The sequence below is a fragment of the Psychrobacter sp. Ps3 genome, assembly GCF_022129275.1.
GTDB classification, from domain to species: domain Bacteria; phylum Pseudomonadota; class Gammaproteobacteria; order Pseudomonadales; family Moraxellaceae; genus Psychrobacter; species Psychrobacter submarinus.
Window position 1 is genome coordinate 122176 of record NZ_JADQAL010000003.1, and the last position, 24766, is coordinate 146941.

Below are 24766 nucleotides of genomic sequence, written 5' to 3' on the forward strand. Positions count from 1 at the left end.
AGTAATCCATAAGATAAAAATTAAATTATAGCAAATACGGCTGCAAGGCTTGCAATTCGTTTTGGCTTTGTTATAATACTCGCCCACAGCATAAGACGTATCGTTAGCATCGATACTGTATTCTATCTTATAGAAGTCTTATCTTGTCCGGTGAAGTGGGTGAGTGGCTGAAACCAGTTCCCTGCTAAGGAACCATACGTGTAAGCGTATCGAGGGTTCGAATCCCTCCTTCACCGCCATTTATTCGGTTTATTGTAGATAACATCGATTGAATGTGAAAATAATTTTGTTTAAATGAGCAAAGTTATTGACAACGTCAAAATTATCTATATAATGACCAACCTAATTTGCTACAAAAGTTATATACTGCGTAGTAGATGATGTGCAATAAGCGCCTGTAGCTCAGTTGGATAGAGCACTTGGCTACGAACTAAGGGGTCGGGAGTTCGAATCTCTCCAGGCGCACCATTTGCATTATCAATGTATTAAAAGTAATAAAGAACATCCTAAATCAATCGCCTGTCTTCTGACATTTGGCGGTTTTTTTGCGCTTGTTGATTCTATCACTATGGTTCTTAATATCTCTCATAGTTTTATGATAAACCCCTTAATTACGGTACAATAGGCTATCATTTGATGTCTGCTATGAGCTTAAGCTATGCCAAAGAGTAAAAAAAGAGCCACTGTCAAAACAAAAAAGCCACGCCGCCAAGTGACTACGGCTATGCCAGCAGTGGAAGAGCCTACTATCGCCAAACCAACCACTAGGCTTGCCGCTATCGTTTATGATGGCATGCTTATACTGGCTTTGCTCTTCTTAGTAGGCACGGTACTGACGGTGATAGGTACGCTACTGACTATGCAGACGGGTACAGAGTCCGCACAAGCCCGCTCGCTACCTGTTTGGTATCAAAACATAGTGATGACGCCATCGTTTATCTTAACCTTAGTGGGTTTTTATGGTTTGTTTTGGCGGCGCGGTGGTCAGACTTTAGGGATGCAGACTTGGCGACTAAAAACGGTCAATGACTCAGGCTATCTGCTCACTTGGGGGCAGTCTTTTAAGCGGATCATGGCGGCAAGTTTAATGCCGCTCGTCTTCGGCGTTATCGGCAGCTTAATCGGCGGGTCACGCGCTATTATCTTGACTAGCGCGTTTTTGGGACTGGTGTTCAACTATGCTTTTTGTCTGTTCAATCGCCGCGGTCTGGCTGTGCAAGATATGATCTCTAACACTGTCACCTTAAAGATGCCAAAGACTGAAAATGAGAGCTTATGGCGGGTGATTAGAAATCGTAAAGACTAACCGTGTGTCTATATGCGACTTAAAAAGCCAGCGCTGATACAGAGACTACATACATTAGCCAGCCGTTTATATTAATTAATCCTTTGTATTAGCCGACTGTTTGTATTAACCAGCCGTCTGTATTAACCACATCGTATAACCGACAAAGAACAAGACTAAAGTGGCACCAGAGCTGCGGCCAAAGCTGCGCTTGGTGTTAAATGCAAATAAACACATTACAAATAGCAAGATAGTAAGCAGTCCTATTGCCAATATATCGCGTGACAAGATAATGGCATTCGGAGTGATTGGCGCAATAAGCGCAGCAAGTCCGACGACGGCTAAGGTATTAAAAATATTAGAGCCGATAATATTGCCCAAAGCCATATCGTGCTCGCCCTTACGCGCCGCTGACAAGCTTGCAACAAGCTCTGGTAGGGATGTGCCAACAGCGACAATCGTCAGACCAATAATCAGCTCACTGAGGCCCCAAAACGTCGCCAGCTCTACCGCGCCCCACACAATAGCACGTGAGCTCAATATCAGTACTAGCAGGCCTAAAAATAGCGTACCGATACCGCGGATAGCGCTAGTCTCCTCGCTGCTCTCTAGCGCCGGATCGTCTTCGTGCTCATGATTGCCTTCTCGTAGGCTTAAGACGATCTGAATAGCCAATATCATCACTAGCAGCACAATGAGCACCAGACCGTCGGTATGACCTAAGACGCCATCACTGAGCTGCCACGCGGCCACTGCTGTCACTAGTAATAATAGTGGCATATCTCGTTTGATGATGCTGCTACGGATAATGATTGGGCTTATAAGTACTGTCGCGCCAAGCACTAGCGCAATATTAATAATATTAGAGCCATAAGCATTACCTAAAGCCAGCTCAGGGCTACCTTCTAGCGCCGCTAATACTGAGACCACCATCTCAGGAGCTGAGGTTCCTAAGCCTAATATCACCACCCCGATCAAAAAGCTCGGCACATTTAATTTATTGGCCAATACCACCGCGCCATCAATAAAAACGTCCGCGCTCCAAACCAAAATAGCCAAGCCCACGATTACTGCAACAATTGCCAACCACATTAGGGTCATCCTTTAAATAGAGTCAACTTTTAAGGGTAAGTATTTTATCTTAAAAACAGCGCTGCACAGTGTCTTACCCTAACAAAAGCGCATAAAAAAACTGAGCCTCAAGGGACTCAGTTTTTAGCAGTATAGTCAGCTGTCAGTCATGTATAAAAAAATTCAGTAACTAAACTCAAATAATGAACTATCGATAGTCGCTATAATCTCGGACACAATGTAAAAGTATCAAATTATCAAGCCTAATACCGAATAGTATCGGACGCGTTAAGCGACTTGCACCGGAATGATATTTGCAGTGTCTTTAACGGTGTTATCTTCGTTGCAGTACACAAGCTTAGGCTGATAAGTAGACGCTTCTACTTCATCAAAATGCGCGTAGGCACAGATGATGACGATATCGCCTAAGTCGGCCATGTGCGCTGCGGCCCCATTCAAAGAGATGATACCAGAGCCTGCTTCCGCGCGAATCGCATAAGTGCGAAAGCGCTTACCGTTAGTGACATTATAGATATCAATCGATTCATTCTCGCGCAAGCCTGCAAGATCTAATAAGTCGCCATCGATACCACATGAGCCTTCATAGTGTAGCTCGGCATGGGTAACACGGGCACGGTGCAGTTTGCATTTGAGCATATTAAGTAGCATAAGGTGCTTCCTTAGTGAAACGAATATTAAAAACGAAACGAATATTAAAAACAGATTAAATGAGCGAAATCAAAAGGTTAATGGGGATGATTTTGCCAAAATAAAAGGCTGGCGCAATTTTATAGTATTATTCTGGTAATTTAAAGCTATTGATTTGCGAGCGCGCCTTTTCGATATCGCCATCCAACAGTAAAGGTAGTGCTTCAAAAGCCGCGTTTAACGCACTCTCAATAGCGATTTGCTCATTGGCAGCGGGCTTTGAGAGCACATGCCCTGTCACTTTTGACTTATGGCCCGGATGACCAATACCAACGCGCAAACGATGAAAGTCGTTACCGATATGCGGGGTAATATCACGCAGGCCATTATGTCCACCATGGCCGCCAGCGGTCTTGAGCTTAATGCTACCGGCATCGATATCGAGCTCGTCATGAGCGATAAGTAGCTCGTCATTGGCAATATTATAGTAATTGACCATCGGTACGACCGATTGACCCGATTTATTCATAAAGGTGAGGGGCAGTAGCAAACGTACATCATGACCGTGCACTTGCCCGCGGCCAGTGATGCCATGGAACTTCTTATCCGGACTCAGAGTGATATTGAACTGATGAGCAATATGCTGCACAAACCAGAACCCAGCATTATGCCGCGTGAGCATATACTGCTCACCAGGATTGCCAAGACCAACGATGAGTTTTATCGCCATAACATACTCTGCCTAAAAAAGAAAAATAAGCTCGATATAAAGAGCCTAACAACAAATACTATTTGAATAACGCACTACTCGCTTTTCAAATAATACTCACAAAAACAGCAGGAGATCTTAATCGCCTGCTGTTTTTTTATGCAACAACCCTACTCGTCGTATCACCAAAGTAGGGGTTTACAAAAGTAGGGGTTTACAAAAGGATAATTACTCAGCGTCTTGATCGTCGCCGTCTTGCGCTTCGCCTTCAGCGCCTTCGCCGCCTTGCTCAGTGGCTGGTACTTCATCAGCATCCACTTCGTCTGCATCTTCGTCCACTTCTTCAAGCGTTGGTGGCAACATGTTAACGATAGTGCGATCGTGTGCATCTTCCATATCAAGATCAAAGATGATCACGCCTTCAGGCAGATCGATATCTGATAGACGGAACAGATCGCCGATCTCCATACCTGATACATCAACTTCGAGGTATTCAGGAAGCTGTGAAGGTAGCGCAACGATTTCGATATCAGAGACAAGCGTTGATAGAATACCGCCTTCTTTGGTACCAGGTGCGTCTTCACGGCCTGAGAAATGTACAGGGACATTCATGTTAATTTTCTGGCCTTTAACAATGCGCTGGAAGTCAGCATGCATTGGGAAGCCTTTAGCAGGATGACGCTGCAAGTCTTTAATAACGACTTGGTGCTCATCGCCTTTATCGGTAGTAATAGTCAAAACTTGTGAGAAAAACGCTTCGTATTCAAGCGACTTTACCATCTCGTTTAGTTTGATAGAGATAGCCGTTGGCTCCTCATTACCACCATAAATGATAGCAGGTACTAGGTTCTGCTTACGAAGGCGGCGGCTCGCACCTTTACCTTGTTGTTCAGCAGAGCGGTCAACCGCGTTAATTGCAAAATGATCAATAGCCATGGATATAATCCTATAGAGTGTATGTGAAGTATCTACCAGCGTCAAAACTTGCGACCAGTCTACTACTGGATAATGGATACTCTAAAAAGTGCTGAGTGAACTGCCTATATCTATCATGTAAATCTGTAACACTATAGATAATAAGCAATGAGCAGCACAGGCGCGCATTATACGTGTTTTTGCTGCAATAATAAAGGGTTGAAAAGATTATAAAAATTGATAAGCAAAGAGTAGAAGATGATCTGCTCCACTTGAGATCTCAAAACCTTGGCAGAAGGTCACGAATAGTAATTTTAGAGCAAAAAAAGCGCTAAAGGGTTACTTTAGCGCTAATCTTTGATATCAGTAATCTAGTCTAACTAACGAGCCGTCTTAAGCATCAAACATGGCGCTGATAGACTCTTCGTTATTGATACGGCGCAGACTCTCAGCGAGCATCGGCGCGATAGAGACTTGACGAATCTTAGTGCAAGCTTTTGCCGCATCTGATAACGGGATAGTGTCGGTCACGACGATCTCGTCGAGCTCTGAATCGCTGATGTTCTTCAAGGCATTACCGGATAAGACAGGATGCGTGATATAAGCGAGCACTCGGCGCGCGCCGCTTTCTTTGAGTGCAGCGGCCGCTTTGCACAACGTACCTGCGGTATCAACCATATCATCAACGATGACGCAGTCACGGTCACGGACATCACCGATGATATGCATCACTTGAGATTCGTTAGCACGGGCACGGCGCTTATCGATAATCGCTAAATCAGCATCGCCTAATTGCTTCGCCATCGCACGGGCACGGACGACGCCGCCGACGTCGGGTGAAACCACCATGATATTATCGTAATCGTGCTTGAGTAACTCGTTCAACAATACTGGCGTACCGTAGATATTATCGACAGGAATATCAAAGAAACCCTGAATTTGATCGGAGTGCAAATCGACCGTCATGACGCGATCAATGCTGACGATGTTGAGCATATCGGCGACGACTTTGGCTGATATTGGCACGCGGGCTGAGCGTGGACGACGGTCTTGACGGGCATAACCAAAGTAGGGCATGACAGCAGTGATACGGCCAGCACTAGAGCGGCGCAGTGCATCAGCCATCATCATGATTTCCATCAAATTGTCATTGGTCGGCGCGCAAGTGGGCTGCATGATAAACACGTCTTTACCACGTACGTGTTCTTTAACCTCTACAGCGATTTCGCCATCAGAAAAACGGGTGATGTCAGCTTTCCCAAGAGGGATATGGAGATGGTCGGCTACGGTTTTCGCAAGTTCAGGGTGGGCATTACCCGTAAAAATCGCCAAATAAGGCATGACAAAGTCCTATTGAGTGACTCAAGCAGTGACCGCTAAGCAGTGTCAAACTGCTCAAATATAGAAAAGAGTGGGTATCAAAAATTTACAGAAGATGAAACAACGCAATTACAGAAAATGGCAGGGGTAGCTGGACTCGAACCAACGGATGTCAGGATCAAAACCTGATGCCTTACCAACTTGGCTATACCCCTGTAATGCTCGGTATCGTAGCTGTTATCGCTACGCTTACCTAACGTGTCATCGCTACGAGCTTGCACTCTTTGTGACGACCGAGATTTACGGTGTTCGTTGCGAACTATACCGAAAATACGAAGGTGTTGTCAATTGCTATCACTAAAATCAAGATCACATTAGCGACCAGGACTGAGTATCAATGCTGTACTCGTATGATAAACAATGAAGACAAACAAAAAATGGCAGGGGTAGCTGGACTCGAACCAACGGATGTCAGGATCAAAACCTGATGCCTTACCAACTTGGCTATACCCCTATTGTGGCGACCTATTATAAGTAAATTTTTAAATTTTGCAAGGCTTTTCGCCTTTTTCTTTGGATTATTTATAGTAGTAAAGCTTAGCAGATAATGACAGACTCCGAACAACTAATAGTGCTGCAACTCAAGCCATCGTAGTCCAAATTTAATAAATATCGAAGTTCTATTTAAGAAGTTTCACCTAAAAGTTAAAACTCTAGTACGATTTTGAATGCTTTTTAGGGTTAAAAGAGCAGCCTACGTATGTCTTGATTTTTTTGTGCTGTTTTTAATTATAAACTCTCAACCACATAACCTGCACAAGGCGCATTTGCAATCCATTGATTCAATAGCGCTTTATCAGCCGCCACACTTGCACCTAAAGGTAAAAACACTGCGCTGCCTGAGCCGGTCATCCTTGCTGTGCCCAATGTGTCTGCCTCCAAGCCTTGTAAATAACTCAAAGCTTCTTCGACCGCAGGAGCCAGACTTATCACTACTGGTGTAAAGACATTCTGGTAAGGCGAATTTAGGTTTGACAGATAATCACGACTTTGATGGGTAATAGTCTTGGTAGACAAAGGCGCGATATCACGATTGAGCTTAGGATGAGCGAATAGCTCAGCAGTATTGACATGAGCGTTTGGCGTCAAAATCAGATAATGCTGATTTGGCAAGTCAATGCTGGTTAATTCTTCGCCAATGCCCATGGCGATAGCATCTTGCCCAAAGATAAATATCGGTACATCAGCGCCAATAGTCGTCGCTATTTTAAGCAGCTCATCTTGATTTAGGTTAAGTTGCCAAAGCTCGTTTAAGGCGAGTAGGGTGGTAGCAGCATTGGAAGAGCCACCGCCTAATCCTGCGCCCATTGGTAGGTGCTTATCTAGGGTAATGCTGATAGCGTGCAAGGATTGAGGCAGTTGTGCTATCGAAATCACATAAGCTAGTAGCGCTTTTGCCGCTTTAAAGATTAGGTTATCTGCTACATTATCAGTAATGCTAGCTGCGCCCTTAAGGCTGATTAACTGCTGAGTAAGCGCCGCCGCTTGCTGATCAATACTTGTATTCACTTGCGCAGCGTTAGGAGTATCTATCATGTCAGTCAAAGTAAACTGCAAATAATCGCCCCAATCGAGCAAGCGAAAAACGGTTTGCAGATTATGATAGCCATCAGCCCGCTTACCTGTGATGTGCAAAAACAGATTAATTTTTGCCGGTGACAAGCGTGTAAGGCTATTATTATCAGCTAGCGAGCAGTTAGTAACGGTCTGGGTCATTGGAGCGTCTATTTTATTACTGACTTAGATGGTTAATGGTCATGACTACTTTTTGACCTTGCGGCTGAGTGGCGATAATTTTGTTCGGTAGCTTGTTATTACCGTCATAGGCGAACTTAGCGCTCCAGTTGCCATTGACTGAGCTTATAAGGCGGTTTTGACTATCAACTTGTGGCGCGGTGTCCGAGGGTGCGGAGCGCCCTGATATCCAGTAAGGCATTTGTGAGATAGGTGCTTGCCAGCCAGTGGCTTTTTGCAGTAATGCTTCTGGATCCTCGGCGCTCAGGCTGCCGGTTTTTTCACTGACTAAAGTTGCCGTTTGGCCGTCATATTCGATGTTGGTTTTGCCAATGCCTAACGCGCCCATCAGCTCAATAGCGAAGCGATTATCTTCTTGTCCCCAAGTATAAAAAGCGCTACCGCCTTGCTTGCTTGCATTGCTGCCATCAGCCGAAGAAGCAGAAGGCCCAGTTGGTGTTGTCACACCGATTTTACCATTGATAGTGAAACTCTCAAGCTTCTGCGCTTGCAGGGTAGGGGTGGAAGTAGCGTCAGCTTGTGAGCTAGGTATCGACTGACAGCCAGTGCTCAATAACGCGCCACTAACTAGGGTCGCTAATAAGGCTGATTTTTTTGAATTTTTATTATGAATGGATAACGCTGTAGATAAAAATGTCGACATAAATTTTCCCTTAAAAAAGCAACTCAAAGAGAGTCGCTCAAAATATAATCCTTAGTCTAAGCTGTAGATGTTACTCGATTATGGAAGATGTTAGTAAAGTTGAATACGGTCATTGACGTTTTGTTGACCAAAAGCAAAGCGCTGTTGTAAATCGGCTAACAGCTCGGCGACCTTTTCGTTATTCTCAAGCCCTTGATAGGCTCGTAGCAACAGCACGCCTGAGCGTAGTGTCGGCAGTACCTCATAAGGTGTTTGTAGATAGTCGATAACTTGCGTGAAGTTATCATTGGCTAAGGCATTACTAGCCAATACATTCAGCGCTTGCAAGTGCAGCTCATTATCATAACGCGGATCATCATAGCGAATTTGAATAATAGTTTGCGCCAGCTCTAAGCCTTGAGTAGAGTTGCGATCATTGGCTAATAACAGCTGTGCGTAGCTAAGCTGGTACGATAAATTATCCGGGTTGAGGTTTTGCAAATGATTGAGCAAGGTGCGCTTCACCACATAGTCATTGCGATCATCGAGCAATTGTACCCGCGCAAATAGTATCGCCTCGCTATTTGGATGCTTGCGACTGGCACGGCTCAACAGCTCTAGTGCTTCGTCAGCTTTACCTTGTTGCCACAAAATATCTGCTTGTAGCACAAAGGTATCAGGCGCGAAGACCTCAAAATCCTCACGCAGATTGCGTAAGGTGGCTATCGCGGCTTCGCTATTATCGTCTAATAGTTCAAGCTCCACCACTTTTTTACGCGCGGCCAGCACTAAGTCTTCTTGTATGACACTTTTTAGATAGCTTTTTGCTTGCTCAAAACGCTGTTGGCGCTCAGCACTGATGCCTAAATAATAATAGGCTTGATCCAAATAAGTCGGACTTTTTGCTAAAGTGTTCAGAAGCTGATCGGCGCTGGAATATTCTTGAATATCTAAGCTGACCAACGCGGCCAGTAAGGTAATCTCAGGATCATCGGTGAAGCGCTCATGCGCCGCTAACAGTAGCTCCCAAGCCGATACGCTTTGTTTTAAGTCTAACAAGTAGCGAATCTCATAGAGATACAGACTCTTGCTATCAGGATTGCGTAAACGCGCTTGGCTGACGTAATTGACTACCGTTTGCGCCGGTTCAATCTTGCGTAAGATATCTGCTTTTAGGGTGATATAAGGCACGTAGTCAGGCTGGCTGGCCAGCGCGCGCTCGATATGAATAAGCGCGGCTCTGGGTTCGTCAAATTGATAAAGTAGGCCAGCTTTTAGGACAGAAATTGAAGCGTTTTGCGCGCTGTCGATAGGCTGCAAGGCGGCTAATAGCTCACGCCGATCCTCATCGGTACTCGGATAAATACCGATGAGGATCTCGCTTAAATCAGCACGAGGGTCATAGCGAAGAATGCGGTTCAAAGTCTCACCTGCAAGCGCATAATCATGAGCTTTTAGCGCCAAATGCGCCACATAAAACCAAGCCGGCACATGATCTGGGTTCTGATCTTGCCAACTTTTAGCAAACACTAAGGATTCATCAACCGCTTCATAAGCCAATGACAGACTCAAGGCACGTTCAAAAACTGCGGTCGCATCTCTTTTAAAGGCTTGCTGCTTATAAAGGCTCAATCCCCGCTCAATATCGCTGCGATCGGCGGCAAATTCAGCCTCTAATAAAGCGTAGAGACTGGGCTCATCATTGATGTTGTCTGTGTTCTTAAAATCGCTCTCATCATGAGATTGAGGACGTTCAGTAGTGCGGTCGTTATCGCTGACTGGCTCAGGAGCGACGGATGCTAATGTTGTCTGATAAGGCTGCCAAAGCTTCAATAATGGATCGAGCACTTTTGCTTGAGTATAAGTAGACAGGCACAAACCAGTCGCCAGCATTAAAGCGAGCTTTCGGTGTTGCCACAGACGTCTCATCGCCCTGCGCAGTAATACCTGAATACGAGACTGCTCTCGATAGTCAAGACTTAAAGCAGCGTCCGGCTCAGGTTTTGCTTGTAATACTAATCCAAAAAACATCATAGCTGATGATCATTACCTATAAGTTCGCGCATTATCGAAACATTATACGAGCCTAGATTCATCCTAAACAATAGCACTCTTGTTATCGTATATATAAAATGTTGATGATAAGAATACCACAAACCCTCAAATAAAAAGTAACTCGTCGCCTAAGCTGCCGCGCGCGTTAACTTATTCATTTTAAGGTTATAAATTTTTAGATCGCTATTAGTGACGGATCGCAGTAGAGGCGGATCATAGCAGGCGTTAGGGCTCGTTATTGTCGGAGCTATTGATTAACTAAACTGTTGATTATTAGGACTAGGGATAACGTATGCTGCCGAGTTGAATTTTTCTGATAAGCCCAGATAGAGTATAAGCTGCCCGAGCAGTAACGGAGTAATGATGGGGTAGTATTAAATAAAACGGATAACAATGGTACAATAGCTAGCTTTGTATTATCACCATTACAGTGAGCGGCTACGGGCTGCTCGGTAATTGGCTTAAATCAACAACGCGGCCTCCCAGTCTGCGCTTATATCCAAGCGTGATGGGCTTGCTTTTGCTTTTTTATCATGACGCCACTCACTGGTTTGAGCTCAGTCAGTAAACGTTATGCTTATGGTCAATCAATAATGAGATTAGTGGTCATTGGGGTCAATCACAAAACTGCACCAGTCGCTTTGCGTGAGCGCCTGGCACTTGTGGGCGCTGATGTAAATACGGCGCTTGAGCAATTAGGGCAGTTCACTGATGGCAGCATTATTGTCTCCACCTGCAATCGCACGGAAATCTATGCGCTAGTTCCTCAGACAATTCCGCAAACAGTCACGCCAGCCACTTCATCAAATATCAAAAACGTCACGCCAACGAGTGCTTCTGCGAGCGTCGCTGCTACCAGTAAAGCGTCTCACACTAGTAGCGCTAGCGTCTCACCAGCGGCTGTCAGCGCTCATATTCTAAAGATCAAAAACTGGCTCGCTGAGTTTAAACAATTACCGCTGAGCGAGGTGGATCCCTACCTTTATGTGCACCGTGATGTCCACGCTTTAACCCATTGGCTCAGAGTCGCGGCGGGGCTTGACTCGATGATATTGGGCGAGCCGCAAATATTAGGCCAAATAAAACAAGCGGTACATCTCGCGCAAAACGAAAAAGTACTCAATACTCAGCTAGGCTGGATAGTCGATCAAGTATTTGCAGCGGCCAAACGCGTACGTAACGAGACTCATGTTGGCGCGCAAGCGGTGTCGCTTGGCTTTGCGGCAGCCAAATTAGTCACTCAGATATTTGATGATTTTGCGAAACGCACGCTGTTAGTCGTGGCGGCAGGCGAGATGAATCGCTTAGTCGCGACGCATATCGCAGGACTTGGGGTTGGGCGCATCATTATCTGTAACCGTAGTCCAGAACGCGCCGAGGCCTTAGCTGCCGAGCTGCAGCAGCCGGGGCGTAGCGTTGAGGTACAGCCCTTAGACGCTTTACCGCAGCTGCTCAGCGAGGCGGATATTGTCAGTAGCTGTAGCGGCAGCATGAGTGTGCTGATTGATAAAACCATGACGATGCAGGCGCTTAAGCGTCGCCGTTATCAGCCGATGCTGATGATCGACTTAGCCGTACCGCGTGATATCGATTCTACTATCAGTCAGATGGATGATATCTATTTATACTCTGTCGATGATCTGCAGCACGTCATCGCCGGTAACCTTGAGCAGCGTAGGCAAGCGGCCGTCGATGCAGAGCTACTCGTCAGCCAGCTGGTGGTGGAGATGGAGCAGAGCTTTGCGGTGCGCAAAGTCGGCCGTGACATCGAACAGTATCGTAATCGCACGCACACGCAAGTCGATAAAATCCTCTCTGAGTCTATCACTAGATTAGAGAGTGGTGAAGTTAATGCTGAAGAAGTCATCACGGAGCTCTCCAGACGCCTTACGCAGACATTGACTCATGCGCCCTCAAAATTAATGCGCAAAGCGGCCAGTGAAGGTGATAGCGAGTTGTTAGATTTTGTGGTCTCAGGGTTACATGGCGCCTATCGCGATAAGGGCTAGATAGGGTCAAGATACTAAGGCTATAAGTTAAGGCTAGATGTTAATGTTAAATATCAGGGTTAAATGTTAAGCTTAAATACTGTAGTGAAATACTAGGGTGAAATAAGCGAACAAACGCTAACGTAAGCCCTCAATAGAACCGCTAGCAGACTATTGCCAGTGTGGCATAACAGTGATAATATCAAATGATATCGCCTATATTATGCTTGCGCTCTGTACATGACAGTAAGCCCTGCATAAACCCAGATAGCTCACCTGTAGTGTCTTGGGCCTGTAGTCCTCTGGTAATATCTACCAACGGCAATAGCGCTAGGATAAAGCGCTATATCGTCTATTCTAAATTGTCTCTTTTATGAGTTGAAACCTAACCGTCTCAGCCCTTATTAGTGTCTAAATGACTGTCTCATTAACACAATTATCTCAACCACACAATCTAAATAATCTACAAACAAGGAGTGTCTCATGCCTGCATTACGCCAAGATATCGATCCAAACGGACTATTAGAGTATTCAGTGGTCTATACTGACCGTGCCCTTAACCATATGTCAGAAGTCTTTCAGCAAGTGATGAATGACTTATCTGCTGACCTAAAATCTGTCTATAACGCTGACGCCGTCGCTATTGTTCCAGGTTCGGGTACTTATGGCATGGAAGCGGTAGCCAATCAGCTGGCCAAAGATCAAGACTGCTTAATCATTCGCAACGGTATGTTTAGTTATCGCTGGACGCAAATTTTAGAAAAAAGCAATCTTGCCAAATCCTCTACGGTATTAAACGCCCAGCGCGAAGGTAGCGACGCGCCAAAGCCTTTTTCACCGGTCGATATCGATGAAGCGGTCGCTCAAATTAAAGCGCATAAGCCTGCGGTCGTATTTGCCCCGCACGTTGAAACCTCAGCCGGTATGATTCTGCCTAATGACTATATCAAAGCTTTGAGCGAGGCCACTCATAGCGTTGGCGGCTTATTGGTCATTGACTGTATCGCCTCAGGTTGTGTCTGGCTCGATATGAAAGCGCTTGGTATCGACGTGTTGATCAGTGCGCCGCAAAAAGGCTGGAGTAGTACGCCTTGCGCCGGGCTTGTGATGATGAGCGATGCGGCCGTCCAGCGCGTAGAAAATACAGAATCTAATAGCTTTAGTCTGGACTTAAAGAAGTGGTTAGAGATTATGCGCGCTTATGAGAATGGTGGTCACGCTTATCATGCGACAATGCCAACCGATAGCTTGCGCCAGTTCCGCGACACCGTCAATGAAGCCAAAAAAATCGGCTTTGATCAGTTATGTGAGGCGCAGTGGGAGCTGGGTAACCGTGTCCGCGAAGTACTACAAGCTAAAGGCATCGAGAGTGTCGCAGCTGAAGGCTTCAAAGCACCAGGCGTGGTGGTATGCTACACCGACCGTGATGATATGCATAAAGGTAGCGCTTTCGCCGAAGCTGGCGTACAGATTGCCGCTGGCGTGCCTTTGAAGGTAGGCGAGCCTGACAATTTTAAAACGTTCCGCGTAGGACTATTCGGTCTCGATAAGTTAACCGATATCGACGGTGCGGTTCAGCGTTTTGAAAGCGCTCTTGAGCAAGTATTAGCAGAGCAGTCTGCTTAATAGCTACTTTGGCGCTTACAGGCTTCATATTGGAGAATATAACCGTCAAAAACCCAAGCATTTAAAAATACTGAGCCTGTTAATGCAGTCGCTCAGTATTTTTTTAGCTATTTATTATGCTTTAATATATAATGTTTTTATATAAAACAAAGTGGCTTTTGGATCTCTCATTATGGGTATACAAATAGATTGGCAAGTTTTCACGCCTATTTCATTGGTAGGCGGCCTCATGTTAGGCGTAGCGACGGTTATCTTACTCTTAGGTATTGGCCGTATAGCCGGTATTAGCGGTATTACTTCAAGCCTGCTAAAGCCAAAGCGCGTCGAGATGTGGCAAGTACTGTTTATTGCAGGTTTAGTTCTCTCGCCTTTACTCTATAGTGTGTTCAGACCGCTACCTGGTATAGAGGTTACGACCTCTTTACCGCTGCTGATTGCAGCAGGGTTGCTAGTCGGCTTTGGTACGCGCTTAGGCTCAGGTTGCACGAGTGGTCACGGCATCTGCGGTAATGCGCGCTTGTCGCCGCGCTCAATGGTAGCCACAGCGACTTTTATGGCGTTTGGCATCATCACCGTGTTTATCGGCCGGCAAGTATTGGGCTTGATTTAAATGGCTGCTATAGCTAGAGGTTTTGAGAAAAAGAAAATAAATAGTGAGAATGAACCATGCTAAAAAATATCATCGGCTTACTAACAGGACTGCTGTTTGGCTTAGGACTGCTGATATCGGGTATGACCGATCCGGTTAAGGTGCAAGGGTTTTTAGACGTCTTTGGCGCGTGGGATATCTCACTGGCCTTAGTGATGGGCGGCGGCCTTGCTGTCGCTATCGTTGGAGTGCAATGGGCTCGGCGGCAGCGCAAGAGCTGGGTAGGCGATGAGATTGAGATGCCGAACAAAACTAAGGTTACTAGCAAGCTTGTCATCGGCGCGATGCTGTTTGGTATCGGTTGGGGCCTTGTCGGTATCTGCCCTGGGCCCGGTGTCGTACTATTAGGCACGGGCCAATGGCAGGCCTATGTGTTTATTCCTGCGATGCTAGTTGGGATGCTGGTATTTCAGTGGCTTGAGCCAAAGATGAATTGATAGTTGCGCTTGGTAATATCGCAATCTGTTGATAGTAAAAAGCTCAGCCTAAGACAATTAGGGCGTGTCCCTAATTCAAGCATTTATGACTAAATGGGCTAAAAATGGCTAAATCTTTGGCAAACGGTGTCAAATAGCTGGTCAATATCTTGATATTACCTGCGCTATTTTCCTTGTTTGCCTGCGATTTATCTCATTTTTATCACCATTTTTAAAATAGGGACACGCCCTAGGCTGAGCTTTATTATTTAGTGTTAATAAGTACTTATTACTAATAAATACTTAGCATCAATAAGTATTCTGCATAGCGCTACTCGGAGCTAGCGGTGACTTTTGGTGTTTCATGGGCTAATGACTTGGCCGCTTGACGTAGCTCAAACTTTTGTATTTTACCGGTACTGGTCTTCGGAATTTCGGCAAAAATAATATACTTGGGTACTTTAAAGCCTGCTAAATGCTGCTTGCAGTGTGCCATGACAGTGTCGCGCTGTAAGGTGCTGCCCTCGTGAATCTCAATAAAGGCCACGGGCACTTCGCCCCACTTGTCGTGAGGGGCGGCAACGATAGCGCAGCTTTGGACGGCAGGTAGTTTGTATAAGACGTTTTCGACCTCGATACTTGAGATATTCTCGCCGCCTGAGATGATGATGTCTTTTAGCCTATCCATAATTTTGATATAGCCATCAGGGTATTTGACCCCCAAGTCACCGGTGCGAAACCAGCCATCTTTTAGCGCTTCATCAGTGGCTTTACGGCTTTTTAGATAGCCTTTCATCACCATGTTACCGCGCAGCGCCAGCTCGCCCATCTCCTCGCCATTGGCTTCAACCGGATCCGTCGTGCCTTGTTTAAAGACCTCAAAGCCTGTCATTAAGTGTGAAACCACGCCTTGACGCGACTTTTTTTGCGCGCGTTCAGCGACGTCCATGTCTTGCCATTCAGGCTGCTCAGCGCAGACGGTGACGGGTCCATAGACTTCGGTCAAGCCATAAACATGGGTGATATCAAAATCCATCGCCTCCATTGCCGTCAGCATCGTCTCTGATGGCGGCGCGCCAGCGACCCAGCCTTTGACCTTATGATCAATCGCGTCTTTGTACTCTTGTTTACCGCCCGCTATCATATTATGTACCACAGGCGCCGCGCAGTAATGAGTGACCTTGTGCTTAGCGATTAATTGCAAAATCAGCTCGGCATCAATCTGGCGTAAGCAGACATTGACGCCTGCGCGCTCGGCGATCGTCCACGGGAAGCACCAGCCATTACAATGAAATAGCGGCAGTGTCCACAAGTAGGTCGGATGCTTAGGCATATCCCAATCTAGAATATTGGATACGGCGTTAAGCGTGGCACCGCGATGATGGTAGACCACGCCCTTTGGCTTACCAGTCGTGCCAGAAGTATAGTTGAGCGCGATAGCTTCCCATTCATCCTCAGGTTTTTCCCAATTATCCAAATCATCTGAGCTGGCAATCAATTCCTCGTAAGTCATTTTGCCAAAATCTTCTACCTCAATGGCTGCATCTGTCGCATGAATGACGATCAGATTAGGAAAAGTCTCGTCGATAATCTCCGCCAAATCCGCAAACTCGCTATCCATAATCAGCACTTTGGCCTCAGAATGCTGCACGCAAAAGGTTAAGGCATTGATATCGAGCCGAGTATTCAACGTACAAAGCACACCGCCCGACATCGGCACCCCAAAAGCAGCCTCAACCATAGCAGGGGTATTAGGCAGCATGACGGCTACGGTGTCGTTTTTATCGATACCCAGTTTGCGCAGGCCATCTGATAATTGACGGCAGCGCTCAAAAGTTTTGCTCCAACTCTGGATGAGATTATTATGCTGAAGATCATCGTAGATAATGGCGGCTTTGTCAGGATACACTTGCGCGCTACGAATGATAAAGTCGATAGGGGTAAGTGGTTGATAGTTAGCAGGATTCTTACCAAGGCCAGTATGGAAATCAGTCATAGTGATAGTCCTTTATCTTATTTCGGGTTTTACTATAATTTAAATACACTTTGAGGATGGTTTTGCTTTACCAATTCAGCAAATATTTCAATTAAAAGCGTATTCATTATAGCCAAAGACAGCGCAAAAGTCGGTTGGATTTGTAAGAGTCGTTTAAGAGAAACGCTGAATAGAGTTGAATAGAAATGATAAATAGCTTGTGTTCACTCATCAGTCGTTTGTCTGCATAGCTGACGACAAAGCGGTTGTGTTACGATAGCAGCCATATAAGGTTTAGCTATTTTGCACTATGAACCCCTCATCAACCTGAATTTACAAGGATCGTCACATGATCGCTAGCAGCACTGAGAATCGCAAAGCCAGCAGCAATAACACCATCAATACTGCTCAAAGCAATGAGCACTACCCGCATCTTTTTGAGCCACTAGACTTAGGCTTTACCACACTCAAAAACCGCTTAGTCATGGGCTCTATGCATACCGGCCTTGAAGATCGCTTCTATAATTACGGCAAGCTGGCGGCTTATTTTGAAGAGCGTGCCAAAGGCGGCGCGGCGATGATGATCACAGGTGGTATCTCGCCTAACCGCGAAGGCTGGCTGCTCCCTGCTGGCGGTACCATGAATACTAAAATGGACGTTATCAACCATCAACGCGTCACCCGCGCCGTACACAAACACGATAGCAAAATCATCATGCAAATCTTGCATAGTGGTCGCTATGGCTACCATCCGTTTATTGTCTCCTCAAGCCCAATCAAATCACCGATTACCCCGTTTAAACCGCGCAAAATGACTATCAAAAACATTGAGCAGACGGTCGAGGACTACGCACGCTCTGCCAAACTGGCCAAGCAAGCGGGTTATGATGGCGTTGAGATCATGGGCTCTGAGGGCTACTTACTCAATCAGTTTTTATCGCGCCATGTCAATCAGCGTAGCGATCAATACGGCGGTGATATCAATGGCCGTATGAAATTTGCCGTCGATGTGGTCAAAGCCGTACGTAAAGCCGTTGGCGAAGACTTTATTATTGTGTTCCGTCTATCGGTCATCGATTTGGTCAAAGACGGCAATGTTATGGACGAGGTCATCACTGTCGCCAAAGCGCTAGAAGAAGCGGGCGTGACCATTATGAATACTGGCATTGGCTGGCATGAAGCACGCGTCCCGACGATTGTCACCAGCGTACCACGCGCCGCTTTTGTCGACTTTACCGCTGAGATCAAAAAACATATCAGCATCCCGATGATGGCGGCCAACCGTATCAATATGCCGGATACGGCAGAGGATATCGTCGCTAATGGTCAAGCGGATCTGATTCAAATGGCGCGTCCGTTCCTCGCTGACGCACACTGGGTCAACAAAGCCGAAAAAGGTCAAGCCGATCGCATCAATACCTGTATCGCCTGTAACCAAGCCTGTCTTGATCATACTTTTGAGAATAAACGCTCGACTTGCCTTGTTAATCCGCAAGCCTGCTACGAGACTGAGCTGGTCTACAAAAAAACCAAAAACCCACAAAAAGTCGCAATCGTCGGCGGCGGTGTTGCTGGCATGTCAGCGGCTCATGTCGCGGCCTTACGTGGTCATGAGGTCACGCTATTTGAAGCGCGCGATATCTTAGGCGGTCAGTTTAACTATGCCAAAGTCATCCCAGGTAAAGAAGAGTTCTTTGAAACCATTCGCTACTATATCAATGAACTTGAGCACTTAGGCGTTGAGATTAAACTCAATACCAAAGTCGATAAAGCGATGCTTGAAGATGGTAAATTCCAGCATGTGGTTGTCGCCACAGGCGTGGTGCCAAGAAGCCTTGAAGGCAAGTTAGAAGGCGCGGATCTACCGCAAGTGATCAGCTACGCAGAATTACTCTCTGGTGAAAAATCAGTCGGCGAGACGGTGGCAGTCATCGGCGCTGGCGGTATTGGCTTCGATGTCAGCGAATATCTAACCGCGCGCCATGGTCAGCCGCTTGATGAGCTCGGCCCTGAGACCTTAAAAGACCCAAGCTACCGCCCTGAGCCGCAGTCTATTAGTGAGTGGCGCGAGGAGTGGGGCGTCACTGACGATACTAACTATCAAAGCGATGGCGGTTTAATCCGTCCTGAAGGCATCAAGCCGATTCGCCAAGTGTATCTGATGCAGCGCACCAAAGGCCGCTTAGGCGCAGGCCTCAATAAAACCTCTGGCTGGGTGCATCGCGCCCATATCAAATCACACGGCGTCATTCAAGTGGCAGGCGTTCAGTACGAAAAAATCACTAACGAGGGCATTTGGGTCACCAATCCGCAAGGCCAAAGCCAGCTGCTCCGTGTCGATAGCGTGGTCGTCTGTGCCGGTCAAGAGTCGGTCGTAGAGCTGATGCCAAACGTTGGCGATGCGCCAGATGCGCAGTATCATCTGATTGGCGGGGCGAAACTGGCTGCTGAACTGGATGCTAAACGTGCTATAAGAGATGGTGCTGAGGTTGCTGCGAGTATTTAAGGGTTTAATTCTTCATATTTTATAGATAATAAGAGCTAAACGTAATGTTCAGCTTTTATTATCATATTAGTATTAGCAAAGAATCAATACGATATACTATCTAGGACCGCAAGTTCTAATACCCTGAGTATCTGGAGTGCTAATAGTCAATGCAGTAAACTTATCATCTCCATCAAAAAATACCGTAACGGAATTTCTCTTTTGGTCTGAGTTTGGACTATCAGCTTTAACTTCATTAGTGCTTGTAAACTGGTTCTGGAATTTATTATCAGAATCTAAAACGCGGAAACTGAGGACTAAAAAATTATTGTTTTTAAAGTCCGAACCATAGTAAACCATGTCATCTACATGTAATGAATTGTTATCGTCTATATAAAGCTCTCTATTAGTTTTGGGCCCACCATTAAGGGTAATAAGATCTCTGGGAGTAGCGTAATCAATACATTCTACATTTAGAGGTTCATCCACGTATTTACTTAGAATGTTACCTATGTTGTTTGCGAAGTAGCTAGGATTACTGAAAGCAACAGGGCAAGAATAGCTAATACTACCAAAATCATTGTTGGCCTTTTCACTTATAGTGATGATTTCTGAACGCAAATCTTCATCATAACTGATAGAAGAGAGAGAATATTTTGATTCCTCTGGGGGAGTAATTAGAAAAGCATCGTGATTTAGAACGTCCTCTTTGAGAATTTGAATACTACCTTTATCGTTATTATTGTATAAAGTGTCACCATTGATTTTTATTCCAGATGCGTCAATAGTCAAAGTCCTGTTTATCGTTTTAGTCTCTCCAAGTGCTACAAACTGTTCGCAAGTAAGACTGTAACTACCAGCGTAACCTCTATTTAGAGCATCCCCTAATATATTTGAAGTAAAAGAAGGGTTTGGAACTGGATCGGGGTTTGGATCAGGGTTCGGATTTGTTATTTCAGGTGGTATACTGTCTGAAACATTAGTATTTGAAGAATCACTATCTGATCCACAACCAACTAGTGATGCTGCTAAAGCTATCACTAAAAAATTAACCTTTAAATTCATAATTTCATACTCGATAAATGTTTTTTATTTTATAAGAGCAATATATTATGCTATAGATTTTTGTAAAGCAATGTTTTTATATTCTATCTACGCACTAATATATCTTACAGCCCAAAACTACACCGTCAAAGTACCCGCGCATATCACAGTGCAGTCCTCTGTATCGATTGTTCATATCTCTTAATAATAGCAGCGTATTGCCATTATGAGACTTTGGCTACAAACGAAGCTCAGTACTTGCATCTTGTAGACCATTTCTTATGACCCAATGGCTCTATACCCATGCCGCTTTACTCTCTGCAACCTCACACGTATGTGCATTGGTAAAAATGAGCACACACTCAATAAATGAAAGTTTAGCTTTATTAGTGATACTATAAATGGATAAAGCAAGCGTAGGTTGGGCTTTTAGCCCCGCTCTATTTATGGAATACAAACGAACTTATAATCATCAAACTATATCAGCCTACCATAGAGCAACATAGCTTTAGTTGGTTTGTCTCGTTGATTCGCTTAAATAAAAGCTCAGCCCAAATTCTAAGCTCACTACCTAAAAAACCACCTCCCAAAACACTCTATCCATGCTAAATTAATCTTGCCTGCGATATTCAATCGTACGCATCAACCATGCCATAAAAAGGACTTTATAATGGTAGTGTTAAAAACCCTATTTAAATGGATTGTTTTACCTATCATCGCGCTACTGATTATTATCAGTTTAGGCTTGGTCGTGACCGGCAATGCCTATATTTTTCGCGGTTTACAGCTCACTTATCTTAAAGGTGAAGCCACGGCTAATATCGATGATTATGTCGATTTTGATAATCGTACCATTCGTGCAGGCGAGCCTATCACTTGGCAAAAGCATCCTAACTTTGGACAAGTCGAACTTACCCCAACGCTACAAAGCGCTTTAGATACCGATGAGACTGTCGCCTTCGCTATTATTAAAGACGGTAAGCTGGTCTATGAGAACTACTGGCAAGACTACGGAAGCGACTCGCATACCAATAGCTTTTCGATGGCAAAAACCGTCACTACTATGCTCTATCTCAAAGCGGTGGAGGATGGCTATATCGATAGCGTCAATGAGCCGATTACCACATGGCTGCCAGAATACGCGAATAACGAGTATGCACAAAACTGTACGCTGGCAGATTTATCCGCGATGACCTCAGGCTATGATTGGACTGAGGATTATTACTTTCCGATTAATCCGACCGCAGAATCTTACTATGGTCACGACTTAGTCAAGCAGATGGTCAATCGCGACTTTGTCGAACCGTGCGGCGGAAATTTTGAATATTCCTCCGGCGATACGCAAATGCTAGGCATTGCTTTGGCGCGAGCGCTAGAGCCTCACGGCTATACCGTATCGAGCTATCTTGAGGAAAAGTTTTGGCAACCTTTAGGTATGCAGGGCGACGGCTACTGGTCGCTTGATGGTGCAGCAAATATAGAAAAAGTCTATTGTTGCTTGAACGCCAGCGCTTTAGATTTTGCTAAGTTTGGGCAACTCTTACTAAATGGCGGCAAATGGCAAGGCGAGCAATTACTGAGTAAAGCGCATGTTGATCTTATGATTACGCCCAATGTTGATGCCTTTGCCGCAGGGCAAGCGCCAATATATGGGCATTCAGTGTGGACGGATATGGATAGCCCCATTCCTTATTATGCGATGCTCGGTCACTTAGGTCAGCGTGTGCTCGTGCTACCCGAGGAGGACGCGATTATCATACGACTTGGCAAGCAAAAAGGCTTACCTACGCCAATTAAGGGGTTCAATTTGGAGCCTGATTTGGGTCAGTATGTGACGGAGGTGAAGGCTGTTTTGGATGGTTTAGAATAAAGTAGCAGCGGTTGCAAGCCTGTATCTTGCTTACAGCCTTGCTTACAGCCGCAACAATTTTAGCTTTCCATTTCGTCAAGCAACCACGCAGACACATCACCAACTTGCGCGGCTAATTCATCATGTGCTTGGGCTAGCTCAGCAAGCTTAGCTTTTACCTCACTACGATTGTATTTAGTGCCCGTTAAAGTCTGCTTCAACAAATCAATCAGCTCCACATTTAGCGCATCAGAGAAGATGACGACATCGGTAATGACAGCTTGCTGAACATCCATATGCAAATCAATAATACCCCAATCAAAACGGGTCTCAACGTGATGGCTAAACTGCGGCGTCTTACCAAAGCGCCAGTTCCAGTCCGCCATCTGCTCGTAATAGGCGTTTAACGAAGGTTCTTTTGCTAGGGTGTCTCTGTCTAATTCCTCTACGGGCACAGTTCCACTATAATCAGTATCACCATGATCAGTGTCTTGATAGTATTCACAAAACGCTTCGATAATGGCATCGGATAAAGTTTCGTGATTGATATCTTCATTAAACTCAACCAAGTTGGCCACGCGAGAGCGCACCGATTTGATGCCTTTGGCTTGCAATTTGAGCGGATGCGGATTGAGATAATCGCCGAGTTTTTGCATGTTAGCGTTCACGAGCAATGTGCCATGATGAAAGCTACGGTCAGACGCATGCTTAAAGGCGCTGCCTGATATTTTCTTATCGCCGACTTGCATGTCATTACGTCCGGACTGCTCAGCATCGATACCGAGTTTTTTTAGCGCATTGACGATAATAGTGAAGTTAGCGTATTGGTCGTAGTCGGCCTTGGGTGACAAAAAGGTAAAGTTGGTATTACCTAAGTCATGAAACACCGCGCCGCCGCCGCTTTGCCGCCGCGCCAAAAACACCTCGTCTGCTTCCATCTTATCGATTTTGCATTCTACCCACGGATTTTGCGAGCGTCCGATGACCACGGTCTCGCTATTGCGCCATAGGAAAAGCGTGTGCGACTCAGGATCAAGGGTATTAAATATCCAGTCTTCGGTGGCGAGGTTAAACCAAGGGTTGGTCACGGCGGATTTTAGGATGCGTAGTTTCATTTTTTGTCCTTTTTCAATTATTTAACAGCAGTATGAAAATTAATCACGATTAAAGTGAACTTATGTCTCTAATTAGATTGTTTTGTTAATCTACATAGGTATAATGTTGCTACAATATTACACTTAATATTAAGCTTTATTTTGTCATTAGCTTTAACAATCCGCATTCCATTTAGGACATTAGACCATGAATTCGTTATTATCATTTGATTCTTTCATTACACCCAGAGTTATAACTATTATATATTGGCTATCGCTATTTGCCGTTTTTGTTGGCGGTATTAGTGTGATGTTCTCAGGTATGGGTGCGGCAGGATTTTTTGCAGGGTTAATGGTTATGGTGTTCGGTGCAATCTCTGTCAGAGTGTATTGCGAGCTTATTATGGTTATATTCCGCAATAATAAATACTTAAAGGCAATCAGTGAAAAGAGTCAACTGTAAGTAAGCGCTTGAAAAAAATGTTTGGTCTTAACGAGCTGTGCCTAAGTATAGTGGGCTCAGTATAAAAACGATACAGTGGGACTGGGATGAGTTTTACTTTACTAGAAGCGGTCTTGGTTTGTGTTTGCTATAGGTGATAAAAAGCTGAACCTAAGCTCAGCCTGTAGTTAAACATTCGGTCTTTTAGGCCACGCGAGGTAATTATTACTCAGAGCAAATCTCCCACTGCGAGGTTGTGCTCAAATAACATTCTAGAACCTCCTTACCCGACTCTGCATATGTTTGACTGACTACTTTTTTGCTAGATGGCTCGCGATATCTGATGATAGCGGGTTCATCATTGACGGTGGTCGTCCATCCGGTATGATTGCCATTGTCATCATAATCTGCACTGTTCGAGGTCGCCATTTTACCGAATCCTGGTAAATTGTAGTCAACTTGCCTAAAGGCGTAGCTCATCGCTGCACCTTCAGCGCCCTCATACTGACAGTTTAGCTTTTTTTGTAACTTATCTTGTTTATAGACATAGCAAGTGGTGTCACCCGAAAACTGTCCAACGCCGCAAAAACCTGCTGTTGCTACTGACATAGCACCGATAAACAAAGCTATTTTTCTCATTAATGTGCTCCTCAAGTAGTGATAATAAGATTAAAACTGAATGTCTTTTAGCTGTACTTTAAATAACCCCAGTTCGGGATAAGCGCTCAAAAAAAAGATAAAAAAAGAAGTCCAAAGTT

General features: G+C 45.2%; 20 protein-coding genes and 4 tRNA genes. 10 read left to right on the plus strand and 14 right to left on the minus strand.

Translation table 11 applies throughout. The features are described from left to right. Positions 1 to 149: 149 nt before the first annotated feature. From I3248_RS01930 to I3248_RS01940, 3 genes are all read left to right on the plus strand, one after another. Positions 150 to 239 (plus strand) — tRNA-Ser (locus tag I3248_RS01930). Positions 240 to 391: 152 nt separating this feature from the next. After that, positions 392 to 468 (plus strand) — tRNA-Arg (locus I3248_RS01935). 256 nt (positions 469 to 724) lie between these two features. Next, complete coding sequence (locus I3248_RS01940) at positions 725 to 1306, plus strand: RDD family protein (protein ID WP_227682722.1); 582 nt, start codon at positions 725 to 727, stop codon at positions 1304 to 1306. A 105-nt stretch (positions 1307 to 1411) separates the two neighbouring features. Here I3248_RS01940 and I3248_RS01945 read toward each other — a convergent pair whose 3' ends face one another. From I3248_RS01945 to I3248_RS01990, 10 genes are all read right to left on the minus strand, one after another. Beyond that, positions 1412 to 2377 (minus strand): calcium/sodium antiporter, encoded by a 966-nt coding sequence (locus I3248_RS01945; protein ID WP_238062334.1) that lies wholly within the window; start codon positions 2375 to 2377, stop codon positions 1412 to 1414. Between the two features lie 267 nt (positions 2378 to 2644). Next, positions 2645 to 3025, minus strand: coding sequence for an aspartate 1-decarboxylase (panD, locus tag I3248_RS01950; RefSeq protein WP_010196068.1), 381 nt, complete (start codon positions 3023 to 3025; stop codon positions 2645 to 2647). Between the two features lie 127 nt (positions 3026 to 3152). Next, complete coding sequence (gene pth / locus I3248_RS01955; RefSeq protein WP_238062335.1) at positions 3153 to 3734, minus strand: aminoacyl-tRNA hydrolase; 582 nt, start codon at positions 3732 to 3734, stop codon at positions 3153 to 3155. Positions 3735 to 3941: 207 nt separating this feature from the next. Next, positions 3942 to 4649, minus strand: coding sequence for a 50S ribosomal protein L25/general stress protein Ctc (locus I3248_RS01960; protein WP_025645492.1), 708 nt, complete (start codon positions 4647 to 4649; stop codon positions 3942 to 3944). Between the two features lie 372 nt (positions 4650 to 5021). Continuing rightward, positions 5022 to 5969, minus strand: coding sequence for a ribose-phosphate pyrophosphokinase (locus I3248_RS01965; protein WP_025645491.1), 948 nt, complete (start codon positions 5967 to 5969; stop codon positions 5022 to 5024). Between the two features lie 118 nt (positions 5970 to 6087). After that, positions 6088 to 6163, minus strand: a tRNA-Gln gene (locus I3248_RS01970). Between the two features lie 223 nt (positions 6164 to 6386). Beyond that, positions 6387 to 6462, minus strand: a tRNA-Gln gene (locus I3248_RS01975). Between the two features lie 275 nt (positions 6463 to 6737). Next, on the minus strand, positions 6738 to 7724 hold the full coding sequence (ispE, locus tag I3248_RS01980; RefSeq protein ID WP_238062336.1) for a 4-(cytidine 5'-diphospho)-2-C-methyl-D-erythritol kinase: 987 nt from the start codon (positions 7722 to 7724) through the stop codon (positions 6738 to 6740). A 16-nt stretch (positions 7725 to 7740) separates the two neighbouring features. Beyond that, positions 7741 to 8406, minus strand: coding sequence for a lipoprotein insertase outer membrane protein LolB (gene lolB / locus I3248_RS01985; RefSeq protein WP_238062337.1), 666 nt, complete (start codon positions 8404 to 8406; stop codon positions 7741 to 7743). Between the two features lie 90 nt (positions 8407 to 8496). After that, the gene (locus I3248_RS01990; RefSeq protein ID WP_238062338.1) at positions 8497 to 10419 is read right to left on the minus strand and encodes a tetratricopeptide repeat protein; all 1923 of its coding nucleotides are present in this window, start codon (positions 10417 to 10419) and stop codon (positions 8497 to 8499) included. A 614-nt stretch (positions 10420 to 11033) separates the two neighbouring features. On the opposite strand from I3248_RS01990, the gene hemA reads away from it, so the two are divergent. The 4 genes from hemA (at position 11034) to I3248_RS02010 (ending at position 15140) form a co-directional block, all read left to right on the plus strand. After that, complete coding sequence (gene hemA, locus I3248_RS01995; RefSeq protein ID WP_238062353.1) at positions 11034 to 12449, plus strand: glutamyl-tRNA reductase; 1416 nt, start codon at positions 11034 to 11036, stop codon at positions 12447 to 12449. A gap of 462 nt (positions 12450 to 12911) precedes the next feature. Next, positions 12912 to 14054, plus strand: coding sequence for an aminotransferase class V-fold PLP-dependent enzyme (locus I3248_RS02000; protein ID WP_238062339.1), 1143 nt, complete (start codon positions 12912 to 12914; stop codon positions 14052 to 14054). A gap of 172 nt (positions 14055 to 14226) precedes the next feature. Then, positions 14227 to 14664: a YeeE/YedE thiosulfate transporter family protein gene (locus tag I3248_RS02005; RefSeq protein ID WP_238062340.1), complete on the plus strand. Its 438-nt coding sequence runs from the start codon at positions 14227 to 14229 to the stop codon at positions 14662 to 14664. A gap of 56 nt (positions 14665 to 14720) precedes the next feature. Continuing rightward, the gene (locus I3248_RS02010; RefSeq protein ID WP_238062341.1) at positions 14721 to 15140 is read left to right on the plus strand and encodes a DUF6691 family protein; all 420 of its coding nucleotides are present in this window, start codon (positions 14721 to 14723) and stop codon (positions 15138 to 15140) included. Between the two features lie 310 nt (positions 15141 to 15450). On the opposite strand, the gene I3248_RS02015 is transcribed toward I3248_RS02010, so the two are convergent. After that, the gene (locus I3248_RS02015; RefSeq protein WP_238062342.1) at positions 15451 to 17115 is read right to left on the minus strand and encodes an AMP-binding protein; all 1665 of its coding nucleotides are present in this window, start codon (positions 17113 to 17115) and stop codon (positions 15451 to 15453) included. A 328-nt stretch (positions 17116 to 17443) separates the two neighbouring features. Here I3248_RS02015 and I3248_RS02020 point away from each other — a divergent pair, with 328 nt between their 5' ends. Next, complete coding sequence (locus I3248_RS02020) at positions 17444 to 19600, plus strand: NADPH-dependent 2,4-dienoyl-CoA reductase (protein WP_238062343.1); 2157 nt, start codon at positions 17444 to 17446, stop codon at positions 19598 to 19600. A gap of 96 nt (positions 19601 to 19696) precedes the next feature. Here the strand turns inward: I3248_RS02020 and I3248_RS02025 are convergent, their stop codons facing one another. Next, positions 19697 to 20644, minus strand: a complete 948-nt coding sequence (locus I3248_RS02025; protein ID WP_192995826.1) for a hypothetical protein — start codon at positions 20642 to 20644, stop codon at positions 19697 to 19699. Between the two features lie 649 nt (positions 20645 to 21293). Between I3248_RS02025 and I3248_RS02030 the strand changes: the two genes are divergently transcribed. Next, positions 21294 to 22493, plus strand: a complete 1200-nt coding sequence (locus I3248_RS02030; RefSeq protein ID WP_238062344.1) for a serine hydrolase — start codon at positions 21294 to 21296, stop codon at positions 22491 to 22493. A 59-nt stretch (positions 22494 to 22552) separates the two neighbouring features. Here the strand turns inward: I3248_RS02030 and I3248_RS02035 are convergent, their stop codons facing one another. After that, entirely contained in the window at positions 22553 to 23587 is a 1035-nt protein-coding gene (locus I3248_RS02035) for a lipoate--protein ligase (RefSeq protein WP_238062345.1), read from the minus strand. 187 nt (positions 23588 to 23774) lie between these two features. Between I3248_RS02035 and I3248_RS02040 the strand changes: the two genes are divergently transcribed. After that, positions 23775 to 24029, plus strand: a complete 255-nt coding sequence (locus I3248_RS02040) for a DUF4282 domain-containing protein (protein ID WP_238062346.1) — start codon at positions 23775 to 23777, stop codon at positions 24027 to 24029. Positions 24030 to 24233: 204 nt separating this feature from the next. Here the strand turns inward: I3248_RS02040 and I3248_RS02045 are convergent, their stop codons facing one another. Continuing rightward, positions 24234 to 24647, minus strand: coding sequence for a hypothetical protein (locus tag I3248_RS02045; protein ID WP_238062347.1), 414 nt, complete (start codon positions 24645 to 24647; stop codon positions 24234 to 24236). Positions 24648 to 24766: the final 119 nt, after the last annotated feature.

Excerpts from the sequence above, each read along its gene's own strand:
- I3248_RS02020 (WP_238062343.1), top strand. The coding sequence starts at position 17,444 with ATGATCGCTAGCAGCACTGAGAATCGCAAAGCCAGCAGCAATAACACC.
- I3248_RS02010 (WP_238062341.1), top strand. The coding sequence starts at position 14,721 with ATGCTAAAAAATATCATCGGCTTACTAACAGGACTGCTGTTTGGCTTA.
- I3248_RS02015 (WP_238062342.1), bottom strand. The coding sequence starts at position 17,115 with ATGACTGATTTCCATACTGGCCTTGGTAAGAATCCTGCTAACTATCAA.
- I3248_RS02040 (WP_238062346.1), top strand. The coding sequence starts at position 23,775 with ATGAATTCGTTATTATCATTTGATTCTTTCATTACACCCAGAGTTATA.
- I3248_RS01945 (WP_238062334.1), bottom strand. The coding sequence starts at position 2,377 with ATGTGGTTGGCAATTGTTGCAGTAATCGTGGGCTTGGCTATTTTGGTT.
- I3248_RS02045 (WP_238062347.1), bottom strand. The coding sequence starts at position 24,647 with ATGAGAAAAATAGCTTTGTTTATCGGTGCTATGTCAGTAGCAACAGCA.
- lolB (WP_238062337.1), bottom strand. The coding sequence starts at position 8,406 with ATGTCGACATTTTTATCTACAGCGTTATCCATTCATAATAAAAATTCA.
- pth (WP_238062335.1), bottom strand. The coding sequence starts at position 3,734 with ATGGCGATAAAACTCATCGTTGGTCTTGGCAATCCTGGTGAGCAGTAT.
- I3248_RS02005 (WP_238062340.1), top strand. The coding sequence starts at position 14,227 with ATGGGTATACAAATAGATTGGCAAGTTTTCACGCCTATTTCATTGGTA.
- I3248_RS01990 (WP_238062338.1), bottom strand. The coding sequence starts at position 10,419 with ATGATGTTTTTTGGATTAGTATTACAAGCAAAACCTGAGCCGGACGCT.
- ispE (WP_238062336.1), bottom strand. The coding sequence starts at position 7,724 with ATGACCCAGACCGTTACTAACTGCTCGCTAGCTGATAATAATAGCCTT.
- I3248_RS01940 (WP_227682722.1), top strand. The coding sequence starts at position 725 with ATGCCAGCAGTGGAAGAGCCTACTATCGCCAAACCAACCACTAGGCTT.
- I3248_RS01965 (WP_025645491.1), bottom strand. The coding sequence starts at position 5,969 with ATGCCTTATTTGGCGATTTTTACGGGTAATGCCCACCCTGAACTTGCG.
- I3248_RS01960 (WP_025645492.1), bottom strand. The coding sequence starts at position 4,649 with ATGGCTATTGATCATTTTGCAATTAACGCGGTTGACCGCTCTGCTGAA.
- panD (WP_010196068.1), bottom strand. The coding sequence starts at position 3,025 with ATGCTACTTAATATGCTCAAATGCAAACTGCACCGTGCCCGTGTTACC.
- I3248_RS02000 (WP_238062339.1), top strand. The coding sequence starts at position 12,912 with ATGCCTGCATTACGCCAAGATATCGATCCAAACGGACTATTAGAGTAT.
- hemA (WP_238062353.1), top strand. The coding sequence starts at position 11,034 with ATGAGATTAGTGGTCATTGGGGTCAATCACAAAACTGCACCAGTCGCT.
- I3248_RS02030 (WP_238062344.1), top strand. The coding sequence starts at position 21,294 with ATGGTAGTGTTAAAAACCCTATTTAAATGGATTGTTTTACCTATCATC.
- I3248_RS02025 (WP_192995826.1), bottom strand. The coding sequence starts at position 20,644 with ATGAATTTAAAGGTTAATTTTTTAGTGATAGCTTTAGCAGCATCACTA.
- I3248_RS02035 (WP_238062345.1), bottom strand. The coding sequence starts at position 23,587 with ATGAAACTACGCATCCTAAAATCCGCCGTGACCAACCCTTGGTTTAAC.